Here is a 20,464-nt window from a genome sequence, read left to right as displayed (position 1 = left end):
ACTAATGCGTCTCGATGATACAACCGCCCTGCGCGCCTTCCGGCTGATCGCCCGCCATGGAAGCTTTACCCGCGCCGCGACCGAGATGGAGGTCACCGCCTCAGCACTCAGCCAGACGCTACGCCAACTGGAAACCCATGTCGGCGTGCGCCTGCTGCATCGAACGACGCGTCGCGTCGGGCTGACCGAGGCCGGCCGCGCGTTTCTGGAGCGCATATCCCCCGCCCTGGGCGAAATCGATGCCGCCATCGAGGCGCTGCGCCAGCACGGCGACCGGCCGATCGGCACGTTGCGCATCGCCGTGTCGCAAATGGTGCTCGATCACTTGATCGCGCCGATGCTGGCGGACTTCATGCGCGCATGGCCTGAACTGAAACTCGACATCCACGTCGAGAATCGGTTGACCGATCTGATCGCCGAGGGCTTCGATGCGGGCATCCGGCTCGGCGAACGCCTCGCGCGTGACGTGGTGGCGATACCGTTGGGCGGTCCGCAACGCGCAGTGGTAGCGGGCTCGCCGTCCTACTTCCGGCAACACGGCAAACCGCTGCATCCGCGCGACCTGGCTGCGCATGATTGCGTGCGCTTCCGCTTCAACAGCGGTGCAATCTATCGCTGGGAATTTGCGCACCCCACCGGCCCTTCCATGGGCCAATGGTTCGAGATCGATGTGGACGGTCCGCTGACCACCAACGAGCCCGCCATGGCGATACGCGCCGCCATCGACGGATTGGCGTTGACGCATATGGTGGAACCATCCGTGCGAGCAGCCATCGCTGCAGGCCAGTTGGAAACTGTGCTGGACGACTGGCTACCGCCCTTCGATGGTTTTTATCTGTATTACCCCAGTCGCCTACAGGTGCCGCCCAAGTTGCGAGTATTCATCGAACACTTGCGCAGACATATAGCGGCGGGCGCCTGAGCGACACCATCAACCGCGCCAGTGCCCGGAAACATAAACACTGTCTGGTGCGTAGTAGGCCGGCACCCAGACGCGCGCCGCGTAATGTGGCCTTGGGGCCACCACCACGCACCCAGTGAGTGAGAGGCTCGCGCTGAACATGACGGCGAGGCCAAGACTGATCAGCATGAGTCGACGCATGGGTGTTCTCCTTGGTGGGTGTTAGCCACGGAGAACGCCGGCCTCATCGAGTCGATGACGAAACCACCCGAACATGATGGCTGCGGTTCATGCATTTCGCAGCCACCATTCAGCCTGACATGAAGCTTGCGCGTCAGCGCTGCGCCAACCGCTCCATGGTGGAGCGATAACGCGCGGCGATGCGCTCCTCGTCGCGGTGCATGAAGTGACGCATGACCCATTCCCCGCCCACCATCACGTCACGCACCAGCGGCGCGTTGCCGGCAAACAGGAAACTGTCGATGACGGAGCGCTCATCGCGCGCCGCCAGCAGTGGCGCGCGATCATCCAGCACGACTAGATCGGCACGCGCACCCTCGCGCAGTTCGCCAATCGGCAGGCCCGCCGCCAGCGCGCCACCACGGAGCGCGGCACGCCACAAGGTTTCGCCGACGCTATCGCCCTGATGGCGCGCTGCGATATTGCGATGGCATGTCGACAGGCGTTGACCGTATTCGAGCCAGCGCAATTCTTCCACGGGCGACACCGAGATATGCGAGTCCGAACCGATGCCGAGCGTCCCCTGCGCGTCCAGATAGTCGGCAAGTGGGAATAGACCATCCCCCAAGTTCGCTTCGGTAGTGGGACACAGGCCAGCCACCGCGCCGCTGCGCGCCAGCCGCGAGGTTTCCTGCGCGCTCAAATGCGTGGCATGCACCAACGTCCATCGCGCGTTGACGTCGGCGTGGTCGAGCAACCATTCCACTGGGCGGGCGCCGCGTGTAGCAAGGCAATCCTGGACCTCACCGATCTGCTCGGCGATATGGATGTGAATGGGACAATCCCGCGCAGCATCGCTCGCGAGCACGTTGCGCAGCGCATCCTCCGGCACGGCGCGCAACGAGTGCAGCGCAATACCTATACGCAGCTTCTCGTTCTCATGGGCTCGCAACGTTTCCAACAGGCGCAGGTAGGACGGTACGTCGTGACCAAAACGACGCTGACGCGGCGTCAGTGGACGGCCATCGAAACCACCGCTCATGTACAACACCGGCAGCAAGGTCAGCGTGATCCCCGCTTCGTGCGCCGCCTCGATCAACGCCAGCGACATGGCCTCAGGTTGCGCGTAGGGCGTGCCGTCCGGCTGATGATGCAGGTAATGAAACTCGCAGACCTGCGTGTAGCCGTTCTTGAGCATTTCCACGTAGAGCTGTGCGGCGATGGCCTTGAGTTCCTCCGGACCAATGGCGGCGGCGAACGCGTACATGGTTTCGCGCCAGGTCCAGAAACTGTCATCACTCTTGCCCTTGCGCTCGGCCAGCCCTGCCATCGCGCGTTGGAATGCGTGCGAATGCAGGTTGGGCATGCCCGGCAGCACCCAGTGTCCCAGACGTTCCACCGCGCCGGTGCTGGCGCTGGCGCTGACGAGGTAACCGCGATCATCGACCGCGAGCCCGGCATCGCTGGTCCAGCCCTGTGCAGTCCAGAGTCGATCTGCGACGTAGTTGGTCGGAATAGTGGCGCCCATGTGCCTGCTCCTTGGGATATCCCGGCGAGTTTAACCGCCCTGCCCGGCCGCGTCGTTCAGTCCGCTGCGGCATAATGCGCCAATGGCCAAGAAGATCCGAGAAGACGCTCCGAAGCTACTGGTCCGCCAGGCCCGGCCCGCCGATGTACCTGGACTGGTCGAGCTCACCGCACGTGTCTACACGGCTGAATGGGGCCATTCGGCGGAAATGCTGCGCTCCCAGCAGACACATTTCCCCGAAGGGCAGTTCGTGGTCGAGTACGAAGGGAAGATCGTCGGCTATTGCGCCACTTTCCGTATCGACGAAGCCACCGCGCTCGCGCCGCATACATGGATGCAGATCACCGGTGGCGGCATGGGTTCGCGCCACAAGGCCGACGGCAACTGGCTGTACGGGATGGAAGTGGTGGTCCACCCCGACTACCGCAACATGCGCATCGGCCAGCGCCTGTATCAGGCGCGCAAGCGGCTATGCACCGATCTGAAACTGCGCGGCATCGTATTCGGCGGACGTATCCCGGGCCTCGCGCGCAACCTCCATCGTTATGGCAGTGCCGACGCCTACGTGCAGGCCGTGATGGAAGGCAAGCGCCGTGACCTCACGCTGAGCTTCCAACGCAGCAACGACTTCGAGGTGATCGGCCTGCTGCGCGGCTATGTGCCGTCCGATTACGAATCGCTGGGTTACGCCGCACATATGGTCTGGCGCAATCCGGAGCTGCTCAACCAGCCGGATATTCCGTCGATTCCGTCGACCCAGCGACTGCCCGATCTGGTGCGCGTCGCCTCGGTGCAGTACCTGCAGCGGCGCATCCGCTCCTTTGAGGAATTCGCGACGCAAGTCGAATACTTCACTGATATCGCGGCCGACTACAACGCGGATTTCGTCACCTTCCCCGAATTGATCACGCTGCAGCTGCTGTCGATCGAGAACGAGGAACTGTCGCCGGTCGAGTCGATTCGCAAGCTCAGCCATTACACGCCGCAGGTGAAGCAGCTCTTCAGCCACCTGGCCGTGAACTACAACATCAACATCATCGCCGGCTCGCACCCGACCGAGCAGGCCAATGGCGACATCCACAATGTCTGCTATGTATGCCTGCGCGACGGCTCGATCCACGAACAGGAAAAGATCCATCCGACGCCGAGCGAACGCACAGTGTGGAATATCACCGGCGGCGACAGCGCGGCGACCATCCCCACCGACTGCGGCCCGATCGGTGTGATGATCTGCTACGACGCGGAGTTCCCCGAAGTCGCGCGCCACCTGGTCGATCAGGGCGCCCTGATCCTGTTCGTACCGTTCTGCACCGATGTGCGCGAAGGTTATCTGCGCGTGCGCTATTGCTCGCAGGCGCGGGCCATCGAAAACCAGTGCTACGTGGTGCTTTCAGGCAACGTCGGCAACCTGCCGGGGGTCAACAATTTCGACATCCAGTACGGCCAGAGCTGCATCCTGACGCCCAGTGATTTTCCTTTTGCGCGCGATGGCATTGCCGCGGACTCCACGCCGAATATCGAAACCGTGCTGTTCGCCGATCTCCATCTGGGCAGTCTTGCCCGCGCCCGCAATGCCGGCGCGGTGCAGAACCTCAAGGATCGTCGCTTCGATCTCTATGAAACGCGTTGGACGCGCAAGTCCGAGGTGAAGAAGTGAGCGGCACCGAAGACGGCCGCGCGCACGCACCATCGCAAGCCAACACGGCGCGACTCAAGCGCCTGACCGATTCGGAGCTGTTCTCGCCCCTGCAATGGCGTCGCCGCGTGCTTTTCTGGAGCGGCGCCGTGCTGGTGGGCCTGGCCGCAGTGGGCTTTGCGCAGGCGGCCGACTATGCCTACGGCTTGTTCCGTGGCGTGGTGACGCACAACCGCTTCTGGGCGTTCCTGATTACGCCGGCCACGTTCGCCCTGCTCGCCTGGCTCACCCAGGGCGCGTTGAAACCCACGCGCGGCTCGGGTATTCCCCAGGCCATCGCCGCCCTCAAGGTGGAAGACGAAGACTTTCGCCACATCCTGCTGTCGCTGCGCGTGGCCATCGGCAAGATGGCGCTGACCCTCGCGGCTCTGGCCGGTGGCGCCTCGGTGGGACGCGAAGGCCCTACCGTACATGTCGGTGCGGGTCTGCTCTATTCGCTGGGTCGTCGCTTCGGCTTCGATGAGCCTGCGGCGGCAGGTCGCTTCATCCTGGCGGGCTCCGCCGCCGGCCTCGCCGCGGCATTCAACACGCCGCTGGCCGGTGTGGTGTTCGCCATCGAAGAGATGAGCGGCGAATTCGAGCACCGCATGAGCGGCACCTTGCTGACGGCCGTGATTGTCTCGGGCGTCGTCTCGCTGGGCATTCTTGGCAACTACGCTTACTTCGGCCATTTCGATATCGGCCTGCCGTTGGGCGAAGCATGGTGGGCCGTGCTGGCTGCCGGCATCGTTTGCGGCCTGGTGGGTGGATTGTTCGCCCGGCTTATCCAGCCCAGCGACCACGGTTTCCGCGGCATGGTGGGGCGCCTGCGCGCACGCCAGCCGGTGGTGTTTGCCGCCGCATGCGGCCTCGCCCTGGTACTGCTCAGCCAACTCACCCATACCGGCCTCTATGGCACGGGTTATGCCCAGGCGAAAGAAATCCTCGAGGGTCATGCCGAGACGGTGACGAGCTTTGGGGCGCTGAAGTTCCTCGGCAATATCGCCTCGTACTGGGCGGGCATTCCCGGTGGCATCTTCTCGCCAGCCCTGGCGGTGGGCGCGGGCCTGGGCCAGAACCTCAGCACGATCCTGCCCGGCGTGGATGTCTCCGCCATGGCCTTGCTTGGCATGGCGGCCTATCTCTCCGGCGTCACCCAGGCACCGCTGACGGCCACCGTGATCTCCATGGAACTCACCGCGAACCAGCAAATGGTCTTGCCGATCATGGCGACCTGCCTGATTGCGCGAGCTGCGTCTTCCATCTTTTCGCATAAGCCGGTGTACCGCGCGCTGGCCGACAAGCTGATCGAGGGCTATGAGCGTGAGCTGGCGCGGCGTAATGCAGAGGCGCAGCGCGATGACCTTGCCGAAGGCGATATTTCCGCCAGCGACATGGCGATGAAAGAGCACGCCAGCAAACCCATGGTTGAAGACCCGGCTACGCCGATTCCGCCTTCCGACGATCACCCGGATGACACTTCGTCGTCCCCACAGCAGCGCTGACGCACATGACCACACGCTGGGACCACCTACTGCTCGATGCCACGCTGGCCACGTTTGCCGGCGAAGCGCCCTATGGACTGATCGAGCATGGCGCGATCGCGCTACACCAGGGACGCATTGCCTGGGTCGGGCCACAGCGTGAGTTGCCTGGCGATGCCGAAGCGCTGGCCACGCGCGTGGACTACCTGGACGGCGCGCTTGTCACGCCAGGACTGATCGACTGCCACAGCCACCTCGTATTTGGCGGCAACCGCGCGCACGAATTCGATCTGCGCCTCAATGGCGCCAGCTACGAGCAGATCGCGCGCGCCGGCGGTGGCATCGTCTCCACCGTCAAGGCCACCCGGGAAGCCAGCGAGGATGAATTGTTCGCGCAGGCGCTACCGCGCGCGCATGCCCTGCTCGCCGACGGCGTCACCACGATGGAGATCAAATCCGGCTACGGATTGGATCTGGACACCGAACGTCGCATGCTGCGGGTCGCACGCCGCCTCGGCAAGGCGTTGGACATCACCGTGCGCACGACCTTTCTCGGCCTGCATGCGCTGCCGCCGGAGTTTCGCGACGATCGTGATACCTATGTCGACCTGGTTTGCGATGTCATGTTGCCCACGCTTGCTGGCGAAGGGCTGGTCGATGCGGTTGACGCGTTTTGCGAAAACATCGGCTTCACGCCCAACGAAACGCACCGCGTCTTCGAGCGTGCCGCGCAACTGGGCCTGCCAGTCAAGCTGCACGCCGAGCAGTTGTCCGATCTCGACGGGGCTGCGCTGGTCGCGTCCTTCAACGGACTCTCCGCCGATCATCTTGAGCACCTCAGCGAGCACGGTATTCGCGCGATGGCCAGCGCTGGCACGGTTGCCGTACTCCTGCCCGGTGCTTACTACGCCTTGCGCGAAACCAAGCTCCCTCCGATCACCGGCTTGCGCGAACACGGCGTCGCCATGGCCGTGGCCACCGATTGCAATCCAGGCACCTCGCCCCTGCTGTCGCTGCGTCTCGCCGCCAGCATGGCATGCACGCTGTTCCGCCTGACCCCGGAAGAAGCATTGCGTGGCGTCACCGTGAATGCCGCCCGCGCGCTGGGCCTTTCCGATCGCGGCACATTGGCCGTGGGCCAGCGGGCCGATCTCGCCCTCTGGAATGTGCGCGCACCAGCCGAACTCTGCTACTGGATCGGCGGCAGCAACGTGCTGCGGGAAATTTTCCTTGGCGGTGAACTGCTGTCGCCCGAGCCGTGAGCCAGTGATGTCGCCTGCAACATCGGCCATAAAAAAACCCCCGCAAGCGCGGGGGTTTTTTTGAAGCGAGTACGGCTTATGCCGACTTCTTCTTGGGAGCAGCCTTCTTGGCGGCGGCCGGCTTGGTCACGGTCGCCTTGGCGCCAGCAACGGCCGGCTGCAGCGAATGCGCGCGGGAGTTGCCATAGCTGCCACGGTAAGTCTTGCCACGACGGGTCTTGCGATCGCCCTTGCCCATAGGGAAACTCCTTGATTCGTTAGGGTGAACAGTCATCCATCCTATCAGTGACCGCCCAAATCGCAAGCGTCAGCGCTTGCCGTGACCCACGCAGTCGCGCTGGTGTTCAGGACATGGTTCCGAGTCAATCTGCACCGTGACGTGCTGAATACCGAAACGCTCGGCCAATACCTGGTTGATCGCACTGATCGCGACCGCACTGCTGCCGCTTTCATGCAGCTCCGCATGCAGGGTGGCCATGCGCGAGCCGGTGGCCAGCTGCCACACATGTAGATGGTGAATGTCGCGGATCGATGCATCCGCCCCCCGCAGCGCATCGGCCACATCACCAGTATTCATGCCTTCGGGCACGCCTTCGAGCAGGATGTGCGCGGATCGGCGCAGCAGGCGCCACGCGCTGTTGAGGATCAACAACGACACCAGCAACGAAAGCACCGGATCGGCCCAGTTCCAATGCATCCAGCGCACCAGCAGGGCAGCGACTACCGCCGCCACCGAGCCGAGCAGATCACCCAGCACGTGCAGCGTGGCGCCGGCCAGGTTGACGTCGTCATGCGCATGGCCATGCAGCGTACGCAACACCAGCAGGTTCACGACCAGGCCGGCGCTCGCCACCCCCAGCATCATGCCGGAGAGGATTTCCGCTGGATGGAACAAGCGCCCGATGGCCTCGAAAGCGATGAAGGCGACCAGCACAAACTGCGTGAGCGCGTTGACGAAACCAGCGAGCACTTCCAGGCGCCCATAGCCGTACGTGCGCCGCGCATCGGCTGGCCGCCGGGCAAACCACGCGCCCACCACGGCCAGCAGCAACGCCAGCGAGTCGATCAGCATGTGGCCAGCGTCGGCCAGCAAGGCAAGCGAACCGGACCAGAAGCCGCCCACGACCTCGATCACCATCATCAGCGTGGTGAGCACGAAGGCGACGATCAACTTGCGCTCGCGCCCGCTCACGCTGCCATGGTCATGCGTCGCGCCATGTGCGTGACCGTGATGCCCGTGCTCATGATCGTGGTGGTGATGGTCGTGCGTCCGCACGTGAGCCGTATTCATACGCGAATGCTAGAAAGCACGGCCCCCGTTACACAATCACGGCCGCTTTGGCCGACGTTTTCAATGCGCACACTGCGGGCCATGTACGTGCGTAGCGCGATGCGTGCGCAGATTGATGAAATGCGCGGAGGCCACCAGCAAACCGCCGCAAGTCACCAGCACGCTATGCAGCGCGATCGAATAACCCTCGGCAAACGTGACACCGGTAATCAGCAACGCCAGGCCGGGCAACGCCAGCAGCAGCGGTCGTTGACGACGATGGCGCCGATAGCCGCTGATCAGGCTGACCAGCGCAAGCAGGCAGGCGAACAGGACAAAGCCACGCTCGAAACGGTGATCGGCGAGAAAGCTCAAGCCGAGCAGGGGCAACACCGCCAGTACGAACGGCAAGGCTGCGCAGTGGATGGCACACAGGAAGGATGCCGTTGCACCAATCCGGTCGGCCATGAACCACCAGCGGGATTTTTTTTCTTGCCTGGTATTCATCGGATAAGACCGAAGCCCACCGCGAGTCGACCTGGGCCACCCCAGGCAAGACATGTTACATTATAACGTAGCGAACGCAAGCGAAGCGCCGACCGGAGGCCGCGCTGCCTTAGCCCTTGCGGCAGTTCTTGCAGAGACCGTGCACTTCCAGTGTCTGCGCTTGCGGCCGGAAGCCGAACGCCTTGGCCTGGGCTTCGATCAGCTCGGCCACGCGCTCGTCGCAGACTTCCTGGGCGCTGGAGCAGTTGTCGCAGATCAGGAACGGCACTTGATGCGCCTCCGCCGGATGATGGCAGGAGACGAAGGCGTTGATCGATTCCAGCTTGTGGATGAAGCCGTGTTCGAGCAGGAAGTCGAGGGCGCGGTACACCGTCGGCGGCGCCGCATTGCCATGGCGCTCACGCAGCTGATCGAGCAGATCGTAGGCCTTCACCGGCTTGCCGGCAGCAGCCACCAATTCCAGCACTTCCTTGCGCAACGGCGTCAGCCGCAGACCGCGCGCCTCGCTGGCATGCTCCACCGCACGCACGAAGCTCTGGGCGTCGTCGTGATCATGGTGATGGTGCGTGTGCAGCTTGTCGGAAGCGATATGACTCAAAGAATTCACCTCGGTAGCCATCATACACTCCCGCGCAAGAACCTCCGTTAGCGCCTGCGCGGCAGCGGCGGCGGCTCAGGCCGCGGCTTGGGGCGGGGACGCCCCAGCACCACGATCCAGCCGAGCGGCCCCAGCACCACGGCCCAGACGATGCCTTCCACCACGCGTCCACGCCACCAGCCCAGCAAGGCCCCGACCACGACAAAGATCACGCTCCACCAGAACAGCGCCGCCCAGGGCATCACGGCCATCAGGTTCAGGAAGATGTGCAGGAAGGCATCGGGACTGTCGGGATCCACGCCTTGGATTGCCTTTTCCAGCCACTGCTCCACGTCGACCCCGTCGAATCACTACGATAGTGGCGATGATGAAGCGTCGGCGCCCGGCTTGCACCCGTTGCATTAACGACGCTCAGGGTGCGGACGAGCCAGTCGCCTTGAGCTTCCGTGCGCCGCCGGGATGACGGTCTATTGAAGGTGATGGCGAGTGAAACGCCAGGCTTGCGACTTAGCCCTTCGCCTTGGCGATGGCATCATCGACGCGCTTGAGCGCTTCCTCGCGACCCGCCAGATACACGGTGTGCTCGATCGACGGCGACACCTGCGTACCCGTCATCGCCACGCGCAGCGGCTGGGCGATCTTGCCCATGCCCAGCTCCAGCTTGGCGGCGACCTGCTCGATCACCTGATGGATCGCTTCGGGCGTCCATGCGCAAGCTGCCAGCAACGCCTTGGCGGCCTCCAGCACCGGTGTGGCGGTGTCGTTCTGCAGATGCTTGGCGATGGCCTTGTCGTCCCATTCCAGGATCGGGCCGTACCAGATCTTCGCGCGCTCGGCCATTTCCTTCAGCGTCTGCACGCGGTCGCGCAGCGCCACGATCACTTCGGACGGCTTCGGTCCCTGGCTGAAATCGATGCCCGCCTGGGTGAGGTGCCACTCGAATTCCGGCGCGATCGCGGCCGGGTCCTCTGACTTCAGGTAATGCTGGTTGAGCCAGGACAGCTTGGTCACGTCGAAACGCGAAGCGGCCTTGTTGACGTCGCCGATGTCGAACAGTCTGACCATCTCCTCCGCCGAGAAGATCTCCTGATCGCCATGCGACCAGCCCAGGCGCACCAGGTAGTTGAGCAGCGCGTGCGGCAGGAAGCCGTCGTCGCGGTACTGCATCACGCTTACCGCACCGTGGCGCTTGCTGAGCTTCTGGCCGTCCGGGCCAAGAATCATGGGTAGATGCGCGAACTCCGGCACCGGCGCGCCAAGCGCGTGGTAGATATTGATCTGGCGCGGCGTGTTGTTCACATGGTCGTCGCCACGGATCACCTCGGTGATGCCCATGTCGATATCGTCGACCACCACGGCGAAGTTATAGGTGGGCCAACCGTCGGAGCGGAAGATCACCAGATCGTCCAGCTCGCTGTTGCTCCACTCGACACGGCCCTTGACCTTGTCGTCGAACACCACTGAACCTTCGGTCGGGTTCTTGAAGCGGATCACGCGGTTCGGATCGTCGCGATACGGCTCGTTGCGCTCGCGGTAATAGCCGTTGTAGCGGGGTTTCTCGCCCTTGGCCATGGCCTCGTTGCGCATCGCCTCGATCTCGTCCTTGCTCTCATAGGCGTAGTAAGCCTTGCCGGCCTTAAGCAGCTCGTCGGCAACCTGCTTGTAACGCTCCAGGCGGGCGGTCTGGTAGATCGGACCTTCATCATGATTCAGGCCCAACCAATGCATGCCATCGAGAATGGCCTGGACAGCCTCCTCCGTGGAACGCTCTCGATCGGTATCCTCGATGCGCAGCACGAATTCGCCACCACGGCGGCGCGCCTCCAGCCAGCAATAAAGTGCAGTGCGTGCACCGCCGATATGCAGGAAGCCGGTGGGACTGGGGGCAAAACGCGTGCGAACGGTCATGGGGTTTTCTTGGAATTTGCGGAGCGAAGCGATGGATTTTAGCCGATCTGGCCGATGGCACCGCACTCCTGCCCTGTTGGCGCTGGGTCTTGCGTGCGCCGCGCCCGTGTTCGCGGACGATGAACCTGGCTTCGATCGCCCCGGCCTGGGCTTTTCCACCAATCCCATGCACGCCGGCCAATTTGCCTATGAACAGGGGCTGCCCGACTGGAGCCTCAACAAGGATGCAGGCATCAACAGCCGCCTGAGCACGTTCGACACCTTGCTCCGCTTGGGTGTCGGATCGGGCCTGGAGCTGCAACTGGGGGGATCGCCTTACAACAGCCTACGACAGACGGGCGCGGGTCCAGCGCAAGTCAGTAGCGGTCATGGCGACACCAGCCTGGGCCTGAAATGGGCGCCGGCCACGTCCAGCAAGGTGTGGGATTGGGGCGTGCTGGGCACAGTGGAGTTCAACGATGGCGCGCCCGACTTTCGCAGCGAACAACGCGTCTACACCCTGGGTCTCGTGGTGGACCAGAAGCTCGGCGAGAAGGCCGACGTGAGCTACTTCGCGCAGTGGCAACGCAGCGCTGGCGAGGACAATTACCTGCTCGCCCCCGATTACAACTACCAGGTCAACGACCTGTTCGGTTTCTATCTCGAAGTGGCGATGTTGCGCGATGCGAACCATCGCTTCGGCAGCCAGGCGGGTAGCGGCATCACTTTCTCGCCCCTGCCACGACTGCAGTTCGACAGCTGGTTTCGCCGACGACTGGGCGGTCGGGCCGCTGAGTGGGAGGCGGGGCTCGGCGTGGCCATGTACTTCGGTCAGTGACAGCCGCATTAACGACCAACCCAAGGAGCGGCCTCGCCTCGACGAAGCCGCCCGCGCAACGCCTTACTTCACATGCACGGTGACCTTCTGCGATATCAGCGGCGGGTCGAACGGAATGTGATTCTCGTCCGCCAGCTCCAGCTGCAGCGTGTGCGTGCCCGGTGCTAGCTTGAGCGTGGTTTCAGTCTGACCGTTGCCGAAGTGCATGTGGTGCTCGTCCTTCGGAATCGGCTGGCCGGCGGCCGGCATGTCCGTCACATCGACCAGCAAGTGATGGTGGCCGGTGCCTTCCTTCTTCACCCCAGCGGGCGCGACGCCCATGCCCTTTAGGCCGAATACCACGGTGAATTCCTGACCGACGGTCGCGCCGTCCTTCGGCGAGACGATGTAGACCTCGGCACCGGCGGGGGCCTTCGTCACCGGCAACGCCGGTGCATCCGCGGCGAAGGCACTGCAAGTCAGGGTGGCCAGGGCCAGAGCAAGCAAGATGCGTTTCATCGACGTATCTCCACGGTGACAGGTGCGCCGAGTGTACTCGCCCAAAGCTGCCCTCAGCGCCCGCGGCCACGGCCCGAAACAGCCGTCACGCGGCCGTCATACGTACGCCACGCCCCCGCAACGCCATGGATGCAACCTGCTCAGGGCCAGCAGACGGTATGTTCAAGTGCGCATCGGCATTGTCAGCGAGACTTATCCACCCGAAATCAACGGCGTGGCACTGACCGTGCACAGCCTCGCCGCCGGATTGGCGTCGCAAGGCCACACGGTCGATCTGATCCGCCCACGCCAACAACAAGCCTTCGACGACGAACCCGGCATCACCACGCTCGAAGTACGTGGCGCCTCCCTCCCCCGCTATCCAGGCCTGCGCTTTGGCCTCCCCGCGAGCAGCGCGCTGCGCGAGCGCTGGACCCGCCTGCGTCCCGACGCGATCTACGTCGCCACGGAAGGCCCCTTGGGCTGGTCTGCCGTGCGTACCGCCAAACGGCTCGGCATTCCCACCGCCACCGGCTTCCATACCCGCTTTGACACCTACGCCGACCACTACGGCGTCGGCTTCCTTACCCCGCTCGTGAGGAATTATCTGCGTCGCTTCCATCGCCGCGCGGCGGCTACCTTGGTACCAACGGAGGCGTTGGCCAAGGAATTGGCCGCCCTCGGCGTCGACACGGCTCGCCTGCTTCGCCGCGCGGTCGACACCCAGCTCTTTCATCCGCGCTACCGCGATGTCGAGCTGCGCCGTAGCTGGGGCGTGGATGGCAACACACCGGTCGTGCTGTATGTGGGACGCATCGCGCCAGAGAAGAACCTCGACCTCGCCGTGCGTACGTTCCGCGCCGTCCAGCAACTCGTGCCTAACGCACGCTACGTGTGGGTCGGCGATGGTCCCGCGCGCTTGGCGCTGCAGGCAGCCAATCCGGATTTCATTTTTGCTGGCATGCAGCGCGGTGAAATGCTCGCGCGCCATTACGCCAGCGCGGACCTGTTTCCGTTTCCCAGCCTCAGCGAGACGTTCGGCAATGTCATCCTCGAAGCGCTCGCCTCCGGCCTGCCTGTGGTCGCCTACGAGGAAGGCGCTGCGCGCGAACATCTGCACAGCGGCCACAACGGTTACCGCATCGACGTCGGTAACGAGAAGGCCTTTATCCAATCGGCTACGACCCTGGCCAGCAACGCGAGCCTGATTCGCCACATGGGGCGCGCGGCGCACGCCAGCATCGCCAATCTCTCGCCGGATGCGGTTATCGGCGAGTTCGAAAACCTGTTGCGTGAACTGGCCCAGGAGCGCACTCATGAACGCCATGCCGCCGTTGCACACGCCTGAGTTGCCAGCCGGCCCCAGGCTGGCCATTGACCGCCGCATGTGCGTGGCGGCCAATCGCTGGGGAACGCGCCGCGCCGTCGGGGTGTTCTTCGGCATCATCAGCCGACTCGGTGATGGTGTGTTCTGGTATTCGCTGATGCTGGTGCTCGCCCTCGTCGGCGGCCGTCACGGCTTGCTGGCCGCCGCGCAGATGGCGATAACGGGACTCGCTGCCTTGCTGCTCTATCGCCTGCTCAAACGCTACACGCGCCGGCCACGTCCGTTCCGCGCCTGCCCAGGTGTCATCGCACACGTGCCACCCCTGGATGAATTCAGCTTTCCGTCTGGCCACACCTTGCAGGCGGTGAGCTTCACCGTGGTGGCACTCGCCTGGTATCCGGTGCTGGCCCCGTTGCTGCTGACGTTCACCACGCTGGTGGGCGCATCGCGCGTGATTCTTGGATTGCACTATCCAAGCGATGTGCTCGCTGCGACGGTCATTGGCAGCGCACTCGGCGCCATCTCGCTATGGTTGCTGCCGCTGCACTCGCTGATGATGTGATTCTCCGCGTTGCGCATTTCGTGGCCAGTGCGTCGCAGTTGCTTTCAACTCAAGTAGATAGCACACCTATCCACAGGCTTTGCCCACCCGCATCCACATCGGCTGTGGAAAACACGCGACGCCCTTGCCACCGACTCGCGCGCGCGTGCTGCTCAAAACTTCGTCACCGCGTAACAAGTGCCTGTTCGCAAAGGGCACATTCGAGCTTGTCCACAGGCTTACGCAATCACCATCCACAATCGCTGTGGAAAACTCGGCGGCACGTGGTGTCAGCAACTGCGCAAATAGTAGTCACGACGTAGCAAGTGTCTGATGGCAAAGCATCCAACATCACTTTTCCACAGGCTTACACCGACCGCGTCCACCGTGCCTGTGGAAAAGTGCATCGCACACGCACTTGATTTGCTCATAACTTCATCACGGTGTAGCAAGTGCTTGTCGTCAAAGGCACTAATCAGGCTTTTCCACAGGCTTACCCAGGCTGCATCCACATAAGCTGTGGAGAACTTCAGTGAGCACAAACGAAAACAGCGCCTCGCAGGGCGAGACGCTGTTTTTGGTGAAGGCTCGTGGTGCGGCGATCAGGCGACGCGCGGCGCCTTCATCAGCACACCGAGCAAGTCCGCCAGCTTGTCGCGCATCTCGCGGCGATCGACGATCAGATCGATCGCGCCATGCTCGACCAGGAACTCCGAACGCTGGAAGCCTTCGGGCAAGGTCTCGCGCACGGTCTGCTCGATCACGCGCGGGCCGGCGAAGCCGATCAGCGCCTTCGGCTCAGCGACATTGATGTCACCCAGCATGCCCAGGCTGGCCGATACGCCGCCGGTGGTGGGATGCGTGAGTACGCTGATATACGGCACGCCAGCATCGCGCATGCGCGCCAGTGCCGCCGACGTCTTCGCCATCTGCATCAGCGAAAACAGCGACTCCTGCATGCGCGCGCCACCGGTGGCGGAGAAGCACACCAGGGCACTGCGATCGGCCAGCGCGCGCTCGGCGGCGCGGGTGAACTTCTCACCCACCACCGAGCCCATCGAACCGCCCATGTAGGCGAACTCGAACGCCACAGCCATCAGCGGGCGACCCTTGAGGCGACCGCTCATGGCCAACAGCGCGTCTTTTTCGCCGGTTGCCTTTTGCGCCGCGATGATGCGGTCGCGGTACTTCTTGGAGTCACGGAACTTCAGCGGGTCGCTGGGCTCCATGCTCGCCCACCATTCCTGCGTCGATCCTGCGTCGAGGAAGGAATCGAGACGCGCGCGGGCATCGATATTGTGGTGATGGCCGCACTTGGGGCAAACCATCAGATTGCGTTCCAGCTCCGGGCGATACAGCACGGTGCCGCAACCGCCGCACTTCTCCCACACGCCCTCGGGCACCTTGCCCTTGCCGGCGGTGGAGGAAGCCTGCGTGCGGGCACGCGGAGTCATGATTTTCTGCAGCCAGTTCATCGCAACACCTCAAACGTTCATGACGCGACGCCGCGTCAGACGCAGCGTGTGCTCAATGCGCATCCAGCGCGGCGCGGATCGGTGCAAGGAAGGCGCGCGCCCGCGCGGTGACGTCTTTGACGTCCTCCGCGCCTGCCAGGCATTCCACCAGCGCACTGCCTATCACCACCGCATCCGCGAATCCGGCGATCGCCTTGGCTGTCTGCGCATCGCGCACACCAAAGCCAACAGCCACCGGAGCCTTGGACTTCGCCCGGATATCGGCCACGCGCGCGGCGATGTCACGGGTGCTCAATCGCGCTGCGCCTGTGATGCCGGCGAACGAGACATAGTACAGGAAACCCTGGGCCGACCCGCACAGCTGCACCATACGCCCGGGTGCGGTGGTGGGTGCCGCCAACAGGATCTGCTGCAGGCCGGCATCGCGCAGCGGCTGCAGCACGGCCGATTCTTCCAGTGGGCAATCGACTACCAGTACGCCATCCACACCGGCCTGCACTGCCTCGGCGGCGAAGCGGGCATAGCCGTGGATCTCGATCGGGTTGAGGTAGCCCATCAGCACCACCGGCGTTTGCGCATCACGCCGCCGGAACTCGGCCACATAGCCCAGCACATCGACCAGGCCGACGCCCTTCTCGATGGCGCGCTCGCTGGCGTGCTGGATCACCGGACCATCGGCCATGGGATCGGAAAACGGCACGCCAAGCTCGATCACGTCAGCACCCGCCTCGACCAAGGCGTGCATCAGCGCGACAGCATGCTGCGGCGCCGGATCGCCGGCGGTGACAAAAGGAATCAGGCCGGTGCGGCCAGCCGCCTTGAGCTGGGCGAAGCGGCGGTCGATGCGACTCATACCTGCACTCCTTCACGCGCGGCAATCGTGTGAACGTCCTTGTCGCCGCGGCCGGAGAGGTTGCACAGCACCAGCCCGTCCTTCGGATACTCACGCGCCAGCTTGACCGCCTGCGCGACGGCGTGACTGGATTCGAGCGCGGCCAGGATGCCTTCGGTGCGTGCCAGCAAGTGGAACGCCTCGAGCGCTTCGTCATCAGTGACGCCGACATATTCCGCGCGGCCGGCATCCTTGAGAAAGGCGTGCTCGGGACCGACACCGGGATAGTCCAGACCGGCCGAGACCGAATGCGTCTCGGTGATCTGGCCGTTGTCATCGCACAACACATAGGTGCGGTTGCCATGCAGCACGCCTGGACGGCCGGCCGCCAGCGACGCAGCGTGATGCCCGGTTGCAATGCCCTCGCCCGCCGCCTCAGCGCCCACGACGCGCACATCGGCATCGTTGAGGAACGCATGGAACAGGCCAATCGCATTGGAGCCGCCGCCCACGCATGCCGTAAGCACGTCCGGCAGGCGACCGAACTGCTCCAGCATCTGCTCGCGTGCTTCGCGGCCTACGATGGCATTGAAGTCGCGCACCATCAGCGGATACGGATGCGGACCGGCCACGGTGCCGATGATGTAGAAGGTGTCGGCCACGTTGGTTACCCAGTCGCGCATCGCCTCGTTGAGCGCGTCCTTGAGCGTCTTCGAGCCGGACGTGACCGGCACCACCTCAGCGCCGAGCAGCTTCATGCGGTAAACGTTGATCTTCTGCCGTTCGATATCCACCGCGCCCATGTAGACCACGCACTTCAGCCCGAAGCGCGCCGCCACGGTGGCACTGGCCACGCCGTGCTGCCCTGCGCCGGTCTCGGCAATGATGCGCGGCTTACCCATGCGCTTGGCCACCAGGGCCTGGCCGATGGTGTTGTTGATCTTGTGCGCGCCGGTGTGATTAAGGTCTTCGCGCTTGAGCAGGATGCGTGCGCCGCCCACCTGCTGCGACAACCGCTCCGCGTAGTAGATCGGGCTGGGCCGGCCCACGTAGTACTTGAGGTCGCGATCCAGCTCGGCCAGGAATTCCGGGTCCTGGCGCAGGCGCAGATAGGCCTCGGTCAGTTCCGCCAGCGGCGCCATCAGGGTTTCGGCGACGTAACTGCCGCCGTAATTGCCGAAGCGGCCGTGCTCGTCGGGGTAAACGCTGAAATCGGTGATCTTGCTCATGAATCCACTCGCGAAACGGCGGCGGAACGCTCCCGCCATGCGTTTGCCACCGTACCCCAAAGCCGGTCCAGCCAAAAGCGATATGATGGCCGCCATACGTCAGAAAAACTCACTAATCCCATGCCCCGTCCGCTGCCCTCCCTGAATGCGCTCCACGCCTTTGAAGCAGTGGCACGACTGGGAAGTGTTAACCGCGCGGCGACCGAACTGCATGTCACCCACGGTGCGGTCAGCCGACACATTCGCGCACTGGAGAGCGAGCTGGGCATCGCCCTGTTCCAGCGCCAGGGACGAGGGTTGGCACTGACACCGCCGGGACAACGCCTGCGAGATACGAGCACGGCCGTATTCGCCCAGCTGCGCGAGGTGTGTGACGGCTTGCGTCAGGACGCCTCGCAGGCGCCGTTCGTGCTCGGCTGCCCGGTCAGCCTGTTGGCGCGCTGGATGATTCCCCGGCTCGAACGCCTGATGGCCGATCTGCCTGAGCTGGCCCTGCATCTGCGCCCGCAGGAGATATCGTTCGACGAGGCGCTGAACGGATTGGATGCCGCTCTGCTCGCAGGCGAGCCACCGTGGCCAGCGGGTTGGCAGGTGCTGCCCCTGGCGCGCGAACGGATCGGCCCGGTGGTGAGTCCGCAATACGCCCAGGACCACGCGCTTACCCAGGACGCACCCGAGGCTCTACTGGGCCTGCCACTGCTGCACACGCTATCGCGCCCGAATGCGTGGCAAACCTGGTTTCAAGGTGCCGGCCTAGCTGGCGATCCACGGGTCGGACAGGGCTATCCCCACCTGTACCACCTCATTGAAGCTGCCGTGGGCGGCCGCGGCGCAGCCATCGCCCCGGCGCAGCTTGTCGCTGATGACCTGGCCAGTGGGCGTTTGATCGCGCCGTGGGGGTTTCAGGAAACACCGGGCCAATGGGTGCTGGCGATGCCCTCGCGCGGGCCGTCCCTGCGCGCCGAAGCGCTTGCCGCCTGGCTGCAGGGGGAGTTCATGGCCCAGTCGTAGGGGTTCAGCAGCCCACTCCCGTCGACGTGATCAGCCTGCGCTCGCCTCGCGTACCGCCCGCACAAAGTCCGCCATCTTCTGCGGGTCCTTGATGCCGGGCGTCGACTCGATGCCGCTGGCCACGTCCACCGCCCAGGGCCGGGCGATGCGGACCGCTTCCGCTACGTTCGCGGGCGTGAGTCCGCCCGCCAGAATCAGCGGCTGCGCTAGATCCTTCGGCATCAGCGTCCAGTCGAACGCCTTACCACTACCGCCCGCCTCGCCGAGCCCATGCCCATCCAGCAGCAGACCAGCAGCGCCGGGATATTCGCGCAAGCGCGGCAATGCGGCAGCGCCCTCACCCATCGCAATGGCCTTCAGATAACGCCGATCGAATTGCGCGCACCAGTCGTCGCGCTCATTGCCGTGGAACTGCAGCAGATCAGGCTGCACCACGTCGATCGCTTCCTGCACGAGTCCCGCATCGTCGTCCATGAACAGCGCCACGGTCGAAACGAAGGGTGGCAAGGCCCGACAGATCGCGCGCGCCCGCTCCAACGACACCCGCCGGCGACTGCGGGCAGTGAACACCACACCGATCGCATCCGCACCCAGCTGCGCCGCCAGCAGCGCGTCCTCGACACGGGTCATGCCGCAACATTTGATGCGGGTCATTGACTCACCTCGGCCGGCAAGCCCCAGTGCGATTCATAGCGAGGGCCGATAAAGGTCAGCCCCGACGCCAGCGCGGTAGGACCGGCGACCTCTCGGCTGCGACCCGCCAACAGCTCCCTCATCCAGGACACCGGCTGCTCGCCACGCCCGATCGGCAGCAGCGAGCCGACGATGTTGCGCACCATGTGGTGGAGGAACGCATTGGCCTCGATCTCGATGATGACCTGCTCGTCTTCGCGCCGCACACTGATGGCCCGTACTTCGCGCCGCGCGTGCGCCGCCTGGCAGGAAATGGCGCGAAAGGCGCTGAAATCGTGCTCGCCCATCAATACCTGGGCCGCGTCATGCATGCGCGCGGCATCCAGGGGCAAGCGCTCCCAGGTCACATAGCGCGCTTCCAGCGCCCCGCGAACCTGACGATTGAGGATGCGGTAGCGATAGCGACGGCTACGCGCAGAGAAACGGGCGTGGAACGCCTGGTCCACCGGTTGCGCCCACAACACCGCCACGCTGGACGGCAGGTTGGAGCAGCCGCCCAGCACCCAGCTGCGAGGATCGCGCTGCACTTCCGTATCGAAATGCACCACCTGGCAACGGCCATGCACACCGGCATCGGTACGCCCCGCACACGTGACCTCGATGGGTTGGGCGGCGACGAACGACAACGCCCGCTCCAGCGCACCCTGCACGGTTTCGCCGTGGCTCAGTCGCTGCCAGCCGGAGAAGTCGGTGCCGTCATATTCGATACCCAGGGCAAGTCGCATGAAGAACCAGACACGCAAAAACGG

At 64.2% G+C, this 20,464-nt stretch carries 22 protein-coding genes; 8 read left to right on the top strand and 14 right to left on the bottom strand.

What is annotated here, in order from left to right; translation table 11 throughout:
• Nucleotides 1-4 precede the first annotated feature (4 nt).
• The gene (locus OUZ30_RS07255; RefSeq protein WP_266181563.1) at nucleotides 5-922 is read left to right on the top strand and encodes a LysR family transcriptional regulator; all 918 of its coding nucleotides are present in this window, start codon (nucleotides 5-7) and stop codon (nucleotides 920-922) included.
• A gap of 9 nt (nucleotides 923-931) precedes the next feature.
• Here the strand turns inward: OUZ30_RS07255 and OUZ30_RS07250 are convergent, their stop codons facing one another.
• The gene (locus OUZ30_RS07250; RefSeq protein WP_266181562.1) at nucleotides 932-1,102 is read right to left on the bottom strand and encodes a hypothetical protein; all 171 of its coding nucleotides are present in this window, start codon (nucleotides 1,100-1,102) and stop codon (nucleotides 932-934) included.
• 133 nt (nucleotides 1,103-1,235) lie between these two features.
• Nucleotides 1,236-2,609, bottom strand: a complete 1,374-nt coding sequence (locus OUZ30_RS07245; protein WP_266181560.1) for a formimidoylglutamate deiminase — start codon at nucleotides 2,607-2,609, stop codon at nucleotides 1,236-1,238.
• Nucleotides 2,610-2,691: 82 nt separating this feature from the next.
• Here OUZ30_RS07245 and OUZ30_RS07240 point away from each other — a divergent pair, with 82 nt between their 5' ends.
• The 3 genes from OUZ30_RS07240 to hutI are packed head-to-tail and all read left to right on the top strand — an operon-like array spanning nucleotide 2,692 to nucleotide 7,030.
• Entirely contained in the window at nucleotides 2,692-4,266 is a 1,575-nt protein-coding gene (locus tag OUZ30_RS07240; protein WP_266181559.1) for a bifunctional GNAT family N-acetyltransferase/carbon-nitrogen hydrolase family protein, read from the top strand.
• A complete protein-coding gene (locus OUZ30_RS07235; protein ID WP_425601480.1) occupies nucleotides 4,263-5,789 on the top strand; it encodes a chloride channel protein in 1,527 nt (508 codons plus the stop codon). Before OUZ30_RS07240 ends, OUZ30_RS07235 begins: the two co-directional genes overlap by 4 nt.
• Nucleotides 5,790-5,794: 5 nt before the next feature.
• Nucleotides 5,795-7,030 (top strand): imidazolonepropionase, encoded by a 1,236-nt coding sequence (hutI, locus tag OUZ30_RS07230; protein WP_266181558.1) that lies wholly within the window; start codon nucleotides 5,795-5,797, stop codon nucleotides 7,028-7,030.
• A 76-nt stretch (nucleotides 7,031-7,106) separates the two neighbouring features.
• On the opposite strand, the gene OUZ30_RS07225 is transcribed toward hutI, so the two are convergent.
• The 6 genes from OUZ30_RS07225 to gltX all read right to left on the bottom strand — a co-directional run bounded on the left by OUZ30_RS07225 (nucleotide 7,107) and on the right by gltX (nucleotide 11,313).
• Nucleotides 7,107-7,268, bottom strand: a complete 162-nt coding sequence (locus OUZ30_RS07225) for a 30S ribosomal protein THX (RefSeq protein WP_201316151.1) — start codon at nucleotides 7,266-7,268, stop codon at nucleotides 7,107-7,109.
• A gap of 69 nt (nucleotides 7,269-7,337) precedes the next feature.
• Nucleotides 7,338-8,321 (bottom strand): cation diffusion facilitator family transporter, encoded by a 984-nt coding sequence (locus tag OUZ30_RS07220; RefSeq protein WP_266181557.1) that lies wholly within the window; start codon nucleotides 8,319-8,321, stop codon nucleotides 7,338-7,340.
• Nucleotides 8,322-8,381: 60 nt separating this feature from the next.
• On the bottom strand, nucleotides 8,382-8,807 hold the full coding sequence (locus OUZ30_RS07215) for a MerC domain-containing protein (RefSeq protein WP_266181556.1): 426 nt from the start codon (nucleotides 8,805-8,807) through the stop codon (nucleotides 8,382-8,384).
• Nucleotides 8,808-8,916: 109 nt separating this feature from the next.
• Complete coding sequence (locus OUZ30_RS07210; RefSeq protein ID WP_266181555.1) at nucleotides 8,917-9,426, bottom strand: transcriptional repressor; 510 nt, start codon at nucleotides 9,424-9,426, stop codon at nucleotides 8,917-8,919.
• 26 nt (nucleotides 9,427-9,452) lie between these two features.
• The gene (locus OUZ30_RS07205) at nucleotides 9,453-9,704 is read right to left on the bottom strand and encodes a hypothetical protein (RefSeq protein ID WP_345781040.1); all 252 of its coding nucleotides are present in this window, start codon (nucleotides 9,702-9,704) and stop codon (nucleotides 9,453-9,455) included.
• A 208-nt stretch (nucleotides 9,705-9,912) separates the two neighbouring features.
• Nucleotides 9,913-11,313, bottom strand: a complete 1,401-nt coding sequence (gltX, locus tag OUZ30_RS07200) for a glutamate--tRNA ligase (RefSeq protein WP_266181553.1) — start codon at nucleotides 11,311-11,313, stop codon at nucleotides 9,913-9,915.
• Between the two features lie 31 nt (nucleotides 11,314-11,344).
• Here gltX and OUZ30_RS07195 point away from each other — a divergent pair, with 31 nt between their 5' ends.
• Nucleotides 11,345-12,130: a transporter gene (locus OUZ30_RS07195; RefSeq protein ID WP_266181551.1), complete on the top strand. Its 786-nt coding sequence runs from the start codon at nucleotides 11,345-11,347 to the stop codon at nucleotides 12,128-12,130.
• A gap of 63 nt (nucleotides 12,131-12,193) precedes the next feature.
• On the opposite strand, the gene OUZ30_RS07190 is transcribed toward OUZ30_RS07195, so the two are convergent.
• Nucleotides 12,194-12,628: a DUF4399 domain-containing protein gene (locus OUZ30_RS07190; protein ID WP_266181550.1), complete on the bottom strand. Its 435-nt coding sequence runs from the start codon at nucleotides 12,626-12,628 to the stop codon at nucleotides 12,194-12,196.
• Nucleotides 12,629-12,794: 166 nt separating this feature from the next.
• Here OUZ30_RS07190 and OUZ30_RS07185 point away from each other — a divergent pair, with 166 nt between their 5' ends.
• Both OUZ30_RS07185 and OUZ30_RS07180 read left to right on the top strand, forming a co-directional pair.
• The gene (locus OUZ30_RS07185) at nucleotides 12,795-13,955 is read left to right on the top strand and encodes a glycosyltransferase family 4 protein (protein WP_266181549.1); all 1,161 of its coding nucleotides are present in this window, start codon (nucleotides 12,795-12,797) and stop codon (nucleotides 13,953-13,955) included.
• Entirely contained in the window at nucleotides 13,924-14,496 is a 573-nt protein-coding gene (locus OUZ30_RS07180) for a phosphatase PAP2 family protein (RefSeq protein WP_266181548.1), read from the top strand. The genes OUZ30_RS07185 and OUZ30_RS07180 overlap by 32 nt, the downstream gene beginning before the upstream one ends.
• Nucleotides 14,497-15,077: 581 nt before the next feature.
• Here the strand turns inward: OUZ30_RS07180 and accD are convergent.
• The 3 genes from accD to trpB are packed head-to-tail and all read right to left on the bottom strand — an operon-like array spanning nucleotide 15,078 to nucleotide 18,011.
• Nucleotides 15,078-15,950, bottom strand: coding sequence for an acetyl-CoA carboxylase, carboxyltransferase subunit beta (gene accD, locus OUZ30_RS07175; protein WP_266181546.1), 873 nt, complete (start codon nucleotides 15,948-15,950; stop codon nucleotides 15,078-15,080).
• Between the two features lie 52 nt (nucleotides 15,951-16,002).
• Nucleotides 16,003-16,803, bottom strand: coding sequence for a tryptophan synthase subunit alpha (gene trpA / locus OUZ30_RS07170; RefSeq protein WP_266181545.1), 801 nt, complete (start codon nucleotides 16,801-16,803; stop codon nucleotides 16,003-16,005).
• Nucleotides 16,800-18,011, bottom strand: coding sequence for a tryptophan synthase subunit beta (trpB, locus tag OUZ30_RS07165; protein ID WP_266181544.1), 1,212 nt, complete (start codon nucleotides 18,009-18,011; stop codon nucleotides 16,800-16,802). The genes trpA and trpB overlap by 4 nt, the downstream gene beginning before the upstream one ends.
• A gap of 120 nt (nucleotides 18,012-18,131) precedes the next feature.
• Between trpB and OUZ30_RS07160 the strand changes: the two genes are divergently transcribed.
• Nucleotides 18,132-19,022, top strand: coding sequence for a LysR family transcriptional regulator (locus tag OUZ30_RS07160; RefSeq protein WP_266181543.1), 891 nt, complete (start codon nucleotides 18,132-18,134; stop codon nucleotides 19,020-19,022).
• Between the two features lie 30 nt (nucleotides 19,023-19,052).
• On the opposite strand, the gene OUZ30_RS07155 is transcribed toward OUZ30_RS07160, so the two are convergent.
• Complete coding sequence (locus tag OUZ30_RS07155; RefSeq protein WP_266181542.1) at nucleotides 19,053-19,676, bottom strand: phosphoribosylanthranilate isomerase; 624 nt, start codon at nucleotides 19,674-19,676, stop codon at nucleotides 19,053-19,055.
• Nucleotides 19,673-20,440 (bottom strand): tRNA pseudouridine(38-40) synthase TruA, encoded by a 768-nt coding sequence (gene truA, locus OUZ30_RS07150; protein WP_266181541.1) that lies wholly within the window; start codon nucleotides 20,438-20,440, stop codon nucleotides 19,673-19,675. The genes OUZ30_RS07155 and truA overlap by 4 nt, the downstream gene beginning before the upstream one ends.
• Nucleotides 20,441-20,464: the final 24 nt, after the last annotated feature.

Origin of the sequence: Dyella humicola (genome assembly GCF_026283945.1) — a bacterium.
GTDB lineage: Bacteria > Pseudomonadota > Gammaproteobacteria > Xanthomonadales > Rhodanobacteraceae > Dyella > Dyella humicola.
The sequence above is the reverse complement of the archived record's forward strand: the minus strand, read 5'-3'. Positions and strand labels throughout refer to the sequence as shown.